This is a genomic window from Plesiocystis pacifica SIR-1 (genome assembly GCF_000170895.1).
Taxonomy (GTDB): Bacteria; Myxococcota_A; Polyangia; order Nannocystales; family Nannocystaceae; genus Plesiocystis; species Plesiocystis pacifica.
In genome coordinates, this window is record NZ_ABCS01000186.1 from 1 (window position 1) to 10,032 (window position 10,032).

Here is a 10,032-nt window from a genome sequence, read left to right on the forward strand (position 1 = left end):
GACGAGGCCATCGCCCACGGGCACCGGGCCAGCCGGGCGCGGCAGATCATCTCGCAGGTCGAGAGCGACCTCGACCCCGGGGGCAGCCACGCGGGCTTGTCGGGCCGCTTCGGGGCGAGCTCGGGCGGCCGGGGCGGCGGCCACGGCCGCGGAGGTCCGGCGCGATGATGGACACGGCCGTGCTGTGGGTGCGGGCCGAGGCGGCGATGCGCTCGGGTCGCTGGCAGGACGCGCTGGGCTACCTGCGTCAGCTCGCCGCCGTCGTCGACCGCATCGACTTCGAGTACGACGAGTGGCTGCGGGCCCTCGCCGAGACCTTCAAGCGCCTGGGCCTGTTCCGCGACGCGGCCGCCTGCGAGGCCTACCTCGGGGCGACCAGCGTGCCCGAGGGCGAGGCCCTCGAGGCCCTCGCCGGGCGCATCGAAAAGGGCGACGAGGACGCCCTCCAGGGCGTGCGCTTGTTCGGCGTCTACCTGTCCCGGGCCGGCAAGCACGACGAGCAGTCGCGGTTGAGCAAGCCCGAGGACGCCCGCCGCTGGCACGCCCACGCCGCGCAGTGGTTCGAGGTCGCGCGCATGCCCATCCACCGCGCCATCGAGCTCGAGCGCGCCGGCCAGGACGCCGCCGCGGCCGAGCTGTGGGCGGCGCTGATCGGCAACACTGGCGTCGGCGGCGGGGCAGGGCGGAGCTCCGACCTGCTCGCCGAGCGCCCCTACGAGCAGGCCCTGGCGCGCATCAACTACGGCCTGTGCCTGCATCGGCTGGGCTCGGACCGCGCCCGCCAGGCCCTCGCCGAGGCGACCACGGCCGTCGAGGAGGTCGCCGATCAGTTCGAGACCGAGGGCCTGCGCGAGCGCGCCTTCGACTGCTACCAGCTGCTCGCGCGCATCGGCCTCGAGACCGGCGCGTTCGAGAACGTCGCCGAGGGCTACCTCAACAGCGTCCGCATTCTCCGCGACGACGCGCTCAAGCTCGACGCTCTGCGCCTGTATGAAGCCTTCGTGACCCTGGCCCGGCGGGCTAAGGAGTTCCACGCCGTCGCCGGCATCCTGCGCGAGGCCGCGGACTACTGCGCCCGGGCCGGCCTGCCCTACGGCGACGACCTGCGCCTGCGCGCCGGCGAGGCCTGGCTCAAGGCGGCCGAGGACGCGGCCGAGCACGGCCGCCCGGCGCAGATCGTCGAGAACGCCTACCTCGCCGCCGCCGAGTCCTACGTGTCCGTGCGCGCCTTTCGACAGGCCGCCGAGGTCTACCGGCGCGTGTCCAAGCTCGAGATCAAGGGCCGCGAGCGCTACCGCCGGCTGCTCCAGCGCCTCGGCCCCAACCCCGAGGACGCCCCGCGGCCCGTGCCCGTGCCCGAGTTCCTCAAGCGCCTGCCCGACTACGAGGAGGTCTGGTACGTCGACCTGGCCGAGTGGGAGCTCGACGGCGACGCGGGTCTCATCGCCGCCGGGGTCATGGCCGATCGCCGCTTCCCCGACTACGTGCGCCGCCACGCCTTGCTGCTCGTGCTCGAGCTCGGCCGCCACGCCCACGCGCGCAGCCGCGGCCAGGACTCCGAGCTCGAGGGCCTCGAGGTCATCACGCGCCTGCAGGAGATCCGCGCCTACCCGGTCATCGCGGCCCTCGAGCGCATGTACCAGCGGGGCGGCGCCGAGGAGCGCTCGGCCGTCGCTCGGGCCCTCGGGGCGCTCCGCTTCAAGCGCAGCTTCTCGACGTTGAGCCGGGCGCTGCGCTCGGATCACGAGGAGGTCCGCCGCCAGGCCGCCAAGGCCCTGACCAACCTCTACTTCCCCCACGCCTTCGACCGCCTGCGCCGCATCTTCGAGGCCCGCGACCTCCCCGACGCCGCCTCGGCCCGCATCTCGGCGATCCGGGCGATCGGCAAGATCAACACCGTCGAGGCCCTGGACTTTTTGTGCGATCGCCTGCGCGAGGGCGACGAGCGCGTGGTCGGCTACGTGACCACGGCCATCGCCGAGCTGTCGAACAACGACCTGGCGCCCTACGTGCGCCAGCAGATCGACCTGGTCCCGGCGGTCTACCGTTCGGTGCTCGAGGACGCCGCGACGCGCCTGGGATCTTGAGAGCGCGCGCTCTCGGGCTTCGGGCTAGCCGAAGAAGTAGGTCGCGCCGATCGTGAAGTTGTTGAACACGGGGAAGTCCCCGGCGAGCGAGTGGACCAGCATCTGCCAGCCCATGGTCGCGCCGAGGCCGTGGCGGAAGCGTCGGCGCTCGCTGCCGTGGAACAACAGGCCCATGTCGAGCTGCGCCTTGGGCCCGTGGGGGGCCGCGGCGGCGGGCGTGGGCTGGGTCGGGTCGGCGTTGGCCATCGCCGCGTAGAAGAAGTTGTAGCCCAGGCGGAAGTCGACGAAGCCCCGGCCCATGAGGCTCAGCCGGCCCAGGCCCAGGCTCGGGCCGCCGCCGACGAGCAGCGGGCTGTAGCGGTCGTCGTCCGTGCCGCCGATGTCGACGGCGCCCGCGAACAAGGTGGGGCCGACGGCGTAGCTGATGTGGTTCCAGGTCTGGCCAAACTCGACGTTGGCGAAGGCTCCCCGTCCGCCCGCGCCGTCGCGGGTGTCCGAGAGCCCGTAGGCCGCCCGCGCGGCGAAGTACAGGCGCGAGGGGTTGTGCTCGGGCCGGTAGATGCGGGCGTAGTAGCTGCGCATGCGCTCGCGGTGGTCCACGCCCTCGCGCGCCGAGTCGTCGACCCGCACGCGGACCCGCCGAGCTTCGGCCTCGTCGCTCTCGAGCAGGTTGGACATGTCGGAGGACTCGGGCAGGGCCGGCTGCTCGGCCGCGGGCTCAGCTTTGGCTTCGGGCTCGTCCGCGGGAGCCTCGGCAGGCTCCGCGGGAGCCTCGGCAGGTTCCGCGGGAGCCTCGGTGTCGGGAGCAGCCTCGGGTTGGGCCTCGGCCTCGGCTTTGGGTGCCTCCGAGGGCCGCTGGACCTCGGGAGGATCGAGCGGGGAGGGATCACTCGGGTCTGTCTGCGTCGCCGGGGCCTCTCCTGGGGTGTCATCACCGGCCGGAGGGGCAGTGGCGATGACGAGCGCGAGGAGGGCAGGCGTCGAGGGCATGGCAGATAGGCTACTCCCGAACTGCCAGTCGGGCGAGTCCGCCCACCAACTTGGCCGTAGGTCCCACGAAATAGCTATGATTTCGCGTAGTCGGTGTTGCTCGGGAGTGGTCGCTCACGCTTTTGGCAGCGCGAGGATGGTTGAGCCAAAACTGCCTTCGACCTGGCCCCAGGACGAACTGAATGCGCCTTGCGGTCCAAGGGTCAGGGTTGCCAAGAGCGCCGAAGGGCGCTGATATGAGCCCGACGAGGGAGTCTCCCCATGACCGAATCACGCATGAACAAGCCCACCGCGGGCAAAGCCTGGATGGCCGCACTGCTGTGCCTTCCCATGGTCGCTTGCGGCCCGACGATCTTCGCAGACGCCGACGCCCTCACCGTCGTCGGTGAGCCGCCTCCGCCTCCGCCCCCGCCGCCCGAGCCCGAGCCCGAGCCCGAGCCGCCCAAGCGCGTCGAGGTCACGGCGTCCGCCATCGTCATCAACGAGAAGATTCTGTTCGAGGTCGACAAGGCCGAGATTCGCTCGGAGTCCTTCAGCCTGATGGACGAGATCACCAAGGTCTTCATCGACAACCCGCGCATCAAGAAGGTGTCCGTCGAGGGCCACACCGACTCCGACGGCTCCTCGCGCTACAACAAGAAGCTGTCCCAAAAGCGGGCGGACTCGGTGATGGCCTACCTCGTCGAGCACGGCGTCGCCCAAGAGCGCCTGGAGGCCGTCGGCCACGGCGAGGAGAAGCCCATCGCCGACAACGACACCGACGAGGGCAAGGAGAAGAACCGCCGCGTCGAGTTCATCATCCTCGAGCAGGACGAGATGACCAACGTGGTCGAGATCGATCCCGAGACCGGGGAAGAGCGCGTCGTCGAGACCAAGCCCTCGGACGCCAAGAAGCCCAGCTCGGCCCGGGCCAAGCCCTCGGCCGCCAAGGCCGTCGCCGCGCCTGCCAAGGTCGACTCCGCCGGAGGTGACAAATGAACGCCCGCAACTTCACCAAGCTCCTGCTCGTGACGCCGCTGGTCGCCAGCGTCGGCTGTGCCTTCTACGCCCGCAGCCCCGAGGACTATCGCTCGGTCACCCGCGAGCTCGTCGAGACCCGCAACGCCGACATCAAGGAGTGCTACGACGTCGCGCTTCAGACCGACGAGAAGGTCGGCGGCCGCGTGACGGTGAACTTCCAGGTCGAGCAAAAGACCGGCAAGATCATCAACGTCGCTCCGGACTCGAGCGCGACCACGGCCCCCGAGAACCTCACCAAGTGCGTGGTCTCGGCCATCGAGAACCTGCAGCTCGATCCCGCCGACGCCCGCGACGGGATGGCGACCTTCACCTGGTCCTTCGAGGCCGGCGCCCCGGCTCCAGCCGAGGGCTGAGCGCGTCATCGCGCGCCAGGGCTGCGTCGGCGACGGCGCATGTCCGCAACGAGGGAGGCTCCAGGGCCTCCCTCTTTGCGTGCTTGGACCACGGGACTGGCCCTCCGCCACTTTAGCGTCGAAATCCTCGCAGCGGGCGTAACCCCAGCGACTCGTGGGGTATAAGCGCCTTCATGACCCGCACTACAGCCTTGTTCGCCAGCTCCCTGCTGCTCGTCGCTGCCTGCACCAAGCCCGAACCGGAGCCCTCGGGCGAGGAGGCCGGGGACGCCGGCACCGACACCGCTGGTGAGAGCGACAGCAGCTCCGAGGACGAGGTCGGCGAGACGGCGGACACCACCGACGAGGGCGAGAGCCCCTCGGACTTCTGCGTCGAGCGAGACCTGCCCGTCGCTCCGCTGATGGAGGGCACCGGCGGTGACTTTGGAGAAATTGCGGGTGACTTCACCGTCGAGACGACCTTCGGCGAGTGGAACCTGGCCGCGAATTTCACCGGCTGCGACACCTACGTGTTCGTCAACCACCTCGCCAACGGGACCAGCGACCAGCTGCGCAGCAGCTTCACGGCCGACCTGTTCACCCGCTCGCCCGACAACGTCCACTACTTCTTCCTCAACAATGACGCCGACCCGGCCGCGGGCGCCATCGCGTGGCAGACCAAGATCGGCCAGACCCTCGCGCCGCTGACCGACGAGGAGCAAAAGTACTGGATCGACCACGTCCACTTCGTCGAGGACGCGCCGGCCGACATCACCGGCAGCGTGGGCTGGTTCTTCGCCCAAAACCCCAACGTGATGGTCGCGGCCATCGATCGCTTCCAGCGCTGGGACTTCCCCAACTCGACCAGCGACACCGGCGGCGGCAGCTTCGCCCAGACCGGCGCCGTGCTGGCCTACACCCCGCGTTGGTACAACTGGTACCACGCCCAGGAGCTCGAGCTCGAGGCCCAGACCCGCGAGCCAGGCTTCACCGAGGTCGCGCTCCTCGACAACGTCTACTTCCCGCCGGACGGGCCGGCCGGCAACGACGGCCCCTTCGCCAACACGTACAACCACAACGTGTGGCCGGCGAACTTCCCGGACGCCGCGAGCTTGGCCGAGTTCGACACCATGGAGGTCGTGGTCACCGGCACCTGCGGCCCCTACGGCGACGACGACTGCGGCCACTGGGACTACGAGGCCTGGGTCGAGCTGTGCCCCGACCAGGCCTGCGAGGGCGAGACCACCGAGGTGTTCCGCTGGATCACCCCCTACGCGCGCATCGGCGAGCGCAAGTGGGTGTTCGACGCGACCCCCATGCTCGGCCTGATCCAAGACGGCGGCGAGCAGTTCTTCCGCTTCGGCATGCGCTGGAACATGAACCCCTCCGTGTGGGACATGCGCTTTCGGCTGCGCGACACCGGCCAGGGCTCGCGCCCCGTGGAGACCGTGCGCGCCTACCGGGCCAACAAGGGCTTCAACGACACCTATAACGAATGGGAGACCGTCGAGTTCACGCCCCCGGCCTCGGCCACCAAGGTCGAGCTCGTGGCCATCATCTCGGGGCACGGCCAGGACGAGGGCAACTGCGCCGAGTGGTGCAACCATCAGCACGAGTTCACGATTAATGGCACTGACGTGCACCTTCGCGAGTTCCCCGGCGAGGTCACGGCCCAGCGCTGCGCCGAGGCGGTCGACGAGGGCGTGGTCCCCGGGCAGTGGGGCAACTGGACCCCTGGTCGCGCGGGCTGGTGCCCCGGTCAGCCCGTGCAGCCCTGGCGCGTCGACATCACCGACGAGGTCACCCTCGGCCAGGTCAACACCCTCGACTACCGCGGCCTGTTCGGCGGGCAGCCGGTGACAGGGAACCGCGGCCGCATCCTGTTCTCGACCTACGTCGCCTACTACGAATGATGCGCAGGCCTTGGCCGGCGTTCGCCGAGCCGGGCTGCGCGAAGGCCTCGGACGACGAAACCGACAGCTGTGGAGCTGTCGGTTTTTTAATTACATGCACACAAATCTGAGATATTTACATACGGAGACGCATGAGCCTTGGATCAGTGTGCATTCTTCGCAGCGTCAAAATCTACGGGGTTTGCGTGAAATGACGCTCGAAAATGTGCGCATTTTCGCGTGTATCTTGAAAAGTGGGCACATGACTACACAGACGTTCGATTTAATGGTGGTAAATGAGCAGTTCCGGGTATACTGTAATCCTGCACCCGGGACGGCAGCCGCACCGCCCGTGGTCACCAAGGCAGCGCGGGGAGAACGCTGTCCTGGGAGAGGTTTGGCTCGCGGTCAGGAGACGACGATGAAAAAAGTTCTAATTCCCATTGCCCTCAGTCTGCCGGTATTGGCCCTTGGTATGGGTCAGGCCACGGCGAAGAAGAACAAGAACAAGCCGTGCGTCCCGGTCGGAACCGTCACCACGGTCGAAAGTTACGATGCCGCGATGGGCGAGCTGCCCGAGGGCGTGGCGGTTGCACCCAATGGCGACATCTTCGTGACCCTCGCGCCCACGGGTGAAGTGCGCAAAATCGACCCCGAGACCGGGGTCGGTGAGACCTTGACCACCATCGATCCGGGCGGGGGCTTCCTGCTGGGAATGGCATTTGACGATGATGACCTCTACGTCGCGTTGGCCTCATTCGTGCCCGAGACCTCTGGTGTCTGGCAGATCGACACGGAGACCGGCGCGGCGGCGCGAGTCGTCGATCTGCAGGGCTTCCCCAACGATCTGACCTTCGACAAGTGGGGCAACATGTACGTCACCGAGTCCATCGGGGGCGCCGTCTACCGCGTCGAAGAGGGCTCGAACGTCGCGGAGCTGTGGGTCCAGGACGACCTCCTGGTCGGTGACGTCGAGGTATCCCCAGTGCCTTTCCCGATTGGCGCCAACGGCATCGTCTACGACGAAAAGAACGACGCCGTGATCGTCGCCAACTCGCAGGTCCCGGCGATCATCGAGATCGAGGACAACTGCGGGACCGCGGGGGTGCTCAGCGTGATCGCGGCCGGCGAGGACCTGCGCGGCGCCGACGGCCTGTCGCTGGGCAAGAGCGGCGACGTCTACGTGGTCTCGAACTTCAATTCCACGCTCTTGCGGGTCGATCGCTACTGGGGTGATTTGGAGGTCATCGCCGACGGCGACGATGGCCTGGTGTTCCCGGCGACCGCGGCCTTTGGTCAGGTCAAGGGCGTGGACAGGCGCTCCATCTATGTGACGAACTTTGGCTTTGGGGCTGGAGACGACGCGCCGGTCAGCCTGCTGAAGATCAAGCTCGACGAGAAGAGCGAGAAGTTCCCGGCCGGGACCTAGGCTGAGCTTCGAGATCGCCGTCGAGGGGCGCTGCTCGGGAGGTTGGAGGACCTCCCGGTCCGCTCCCCTCGAAGGCCACGCGCGTCGATCGCGGGGCGGTGATAGGATCGGGCCATGACTTGCGCTCGACCCTTTCCTCGCACTCTCGGATCGATATTGCCCGCGGTTTTGGCCGTGACCGTGACCTTCGCCTCTGCGTGCACCGAGGACGGGGACGAGGGGGCCGACGAGGTCGCGGACGGCGAGGATGGGACGACTGGGGGGGACACCAGCTGCTCCGAGGCTGGCTCGGATCCCGGGGCGGCGCTCGAGGGCCGCGTCGTCGAGGTCTCGCCCGGGGCCAGCGAGGGCTTCGGGCAATGCTCGAGCGGCTGGGCCACGGACGCGCCAGCGCGCGAGCCCGAGTGGACGGCCCACGTCGGCCAGTCGCCCGAGGGCTTCGTGGACATGAAGGTCGAGGCCTACCCCGGCGGGGGCGCGGTCGTCTTGACCAACAACGTGTTCGCGCGCTTCGACGGCGCCGGCGAGCTGCTGTGGTCGAGCTCGGCCGGCCTCGAGTCCGCGGGCAGGGTGGCCCTCGCGGTCGAGCCCGAGGGGACGATCCTGGCGGCCTACTGGAGCTGGGAGGACGACAGCACCGGCTTCGATCGCTACGACGGCGACGGCAACGCCCTGGGCGCGGTCGAGGTGGCCTTCAACAGCCCCTCCGCCCGGGTGTGGGGGATCGAGCGCCTCGGCGAGGACCTGATGATCGCTTGCGAGGACGAGGGCGCCCAGGGCTTCTTCCAGTCGACGCTGCTGCGGGTGAACCCCATGGGCGAGGTGGTGCTGCGCAAGGGCAACCCCAGCTTGTTCTCCACCGACTTCGCGGTCACGCCCGGGGGGCAGGTGCTGTTCGCGGGGGTCCTGCTCTCGGCCGAGGACGGCGGGGTGTTCGGCAACCTGACCCCGAGCACGGGCAACATCCAGGCCGGGAACAACGTCGGCGAAGACTTCGTGGTCACGGTCTCCAACGCCGACTTCTCCGTGGGCCGCTACTCGACCTTTGGGACCGAGCGCTGGCTGCAGGGCTACGACCGCGCCGGCAACTTCGAGCGTGCCCTCGCCGTGGCCGGGACCGAGAGCGGGGAGCTCGTCGCCGTGGGCTCGGTCCCGATCGTCAACTTCGAGACCCTCGGCTACTGGTACACCAGCGAGCCGCAGATCATCGCCACCGACGCCGACGGCAACGCGCTGTGGACCGACCGCGTGGCCATGCTCGGCGAGGCCTCGGACGTGGCGATCGGCGAGGACGGGGCCATCTACGTGGTTGGCGGGGCGGAGGGGACGGCGGTCCAGAGCGACGAGTATGGGGATTGGCCCGTCGTCGAGCGGTGGATTCGACGCTACGCCTTCTAACGATTGCGAATGACTCGGGCGGTCGGGGTCGTTCCTGGCAGGCCATTGGGCGGGCTTTGAAGCCCACCGGTTCGAGAACGCCCGCTTTGAATCCTCGCTGTGTTCGAGCGCTGTCGAGAACGTAGCAAAGTCACCGGCGATCATGGTCGCCGATGCGATGCGCGTTCTTGTTACCGTCGCCCGTGTGGAAGGAGGCGTCGTGATGTCCGAACGCTTGTCGATCGCAGTCGAGGACCTGGATGAACGGATCCGCTACCGGATCGCGGGCGGTGAGCCCGGCAGCAAGGGGGTCGTGTGGCGCGATGGGGACGACGAGCTCGCCCTCGATCTCGCGGCCCTGCGCGTGCACACCAAGCCCGGATGGTTGATCGTCGCGCTGCCCGTGACGGCCGCGAGCGGCGGAGCCCAGCGCCTCGAGGTGGTGGTCTTCCTCGGGCGCGAGGGGGCGGGGGAGGGCGCGCGCGCGTCCGCGACGACCCGCGCGACGACCCCGGAGGCCACGGCGATCGCCGACCGCTGGGGCGCCGACTTGGTGCGCGTGGTCTGGGACGGCGTGCTCGACCTGCTCGAGGGGGCGGTCGCCTTCGCCACCAAGCGACGCCCAACGCCCGCGCCCACGGTCGTCGGGTTCACCTGTGACGGACGCGAGCTCGCGGTCGAGCTCGCCAGGGGAGGTCGGTGATGCCGCAGACACGCCAAGCCCTGCTCGAGCTCGCCAAGCTGCTCGGGCTGCTCGAACAAAACGGCACGCTCTCCTGGGACTGGTTCGTCGACCCCGTCGACGACGCGCTCTCGCTTCCCCCGGCTCGCCGCGCCCACCTCGGCGCCATGCTGCGGGCCCTGCTCGACGACGCCGGAGGCCCCGAGACCTTCGACGAGGACTA

Annotated in this window: 9 protein-coding genes; 8 read left to right on the forward strand and 1 reads right to left on the reverse strand. The window is 69.0% G+C overall.

The genetic code is table 11. The features are described 5' to 3' along the window. Nucleotides 1-164 precede the first annotated feature (164 nt). Nucleotides 165-2,087, forward strand: a complete 1,923-nt coding sequence (locus PPSIR1_RS40430) for a HEAT repeat domain-containing protein (RefSeq protein ID WP_157596501.1) — start codon at nucleotides 165-167, stop codon at nucleotides 2,085-2,087. Nucleotides 2,088-2,111: 24 nt separating this feature from the next. Here PPSIR1_RS40430 and PPSIR1_RS40435 read toward each other — a convergent pair whose 3' ends face one another. Then, nucleotides 2,112-3,077, reverse strand: coding sequence for a hypothetical protein (locus tag PPSIR1_RS40435; protein WP_006977124.1), 966 nt, complete (start codon nucleotides 3,075-3,077; stop codon nucleotides 2,112-2,114). Nucleotides 3,078-3,338: 261 nt separating this feature from the next. On the opposite strand from PPSIR1_RS40435, the gene PPSIR1_RS45355 reads away from it, so the two are divergent. The 7 genes from PPSIR1_RS45355 to PPSIR1_RS40470 all read left to right on the forward strand — a co-directional run. Then, nucleotides 3,339-4,055 (forward strand): OmpA family protein, encoded by a 717-nt coding sequence (locus PPSIR1_RS45355; protein ID WP_086002148.1) that lies wholly within the window; start codon nucleotides 3,339-3,341, stop codon nucleotides 4,053-4,055. After that, nucleotides 4,052-4,450: an AgmX/PglI C-terminal domain-containing protein gene (locus tag PPSIR1_RS40445; RefSeq protein WP_006977126.1), complete on the forward strand. Its 399-nt coding sequence runs from the start codon at nucleotides 4,052-4,054 to the stop codon at nucleotides 4,448-4,450. Before PPSIR1_RS45355 ends, PPSIR1_RS40445 begins: the two co-directional genes overlap by 4 nt. A gap of 173 nt (nucleotides 4,451-4,623) precedes the next feature. After that, nucleotides 4,624-6,342 (forward strand): peptide-N-glycosidase F-related protein, encoded by a 1,719-nt coding sequence (locus PPSIR1_RS40450; RefSeq protein WP_086002149.1) that lies wholly within the window; start codon nucleotides 4,624-4,626, stop codon nucleotides 6,340-6,342. A gap of 331 nt (nucleotides 6,343-6,673) precedes the next feature. Next, a complete protein-coding gene (locus PPSIR1_RS40455) occupies nucleotides 6,674-7,750 on the forward strand; it encodes an SMP-30/gluconolactonase/LRE family protein (RefSeq protein ID WP_157596502.1) in 1,077 nt (358 codons plus the stop codon). A gap of 174 nt (nucleotides 7,751-7,924) precedes the next feature. Further along, nucleotides 7,925-9,148 carry a hypothetical protein gene (locus PPSIR1_RS40460; protein ID WP_157596503.1) on the forward strand — a complete coding sequence of 408 codons (1,224 nt, stop codon included), beginning with the start codon at nucleotides 7,925-7,927 and terminating at the stop codon, nucleotides 9,146-9,148. Between the two features lie 202 nt (nucleotides 9,149-9,350). Continuing rightward, nucleotides 9,351-9,830, forward strand: a complete 480-nt coding sequence (locus PPSIR1_RS40465; protein ID WP_045117731.1) for a hypothetical protein — start codon at nucleotides 9,351-9,353, stop codon at nucleotides 9,828-9,830. Continuing rightward, a partial coding sequence (locus PPSIR1_RS40470) for a hypothetical protein (RefSeq protein ID WP_006977131.1) occupies nucleotides 9,830-10,032 on the forward strand: 203 nt, incomplete at its 3' end. The genes PPSIR1_RS40465 and PPSIR1_RS40470, both read left to right, overlap by 1 nt.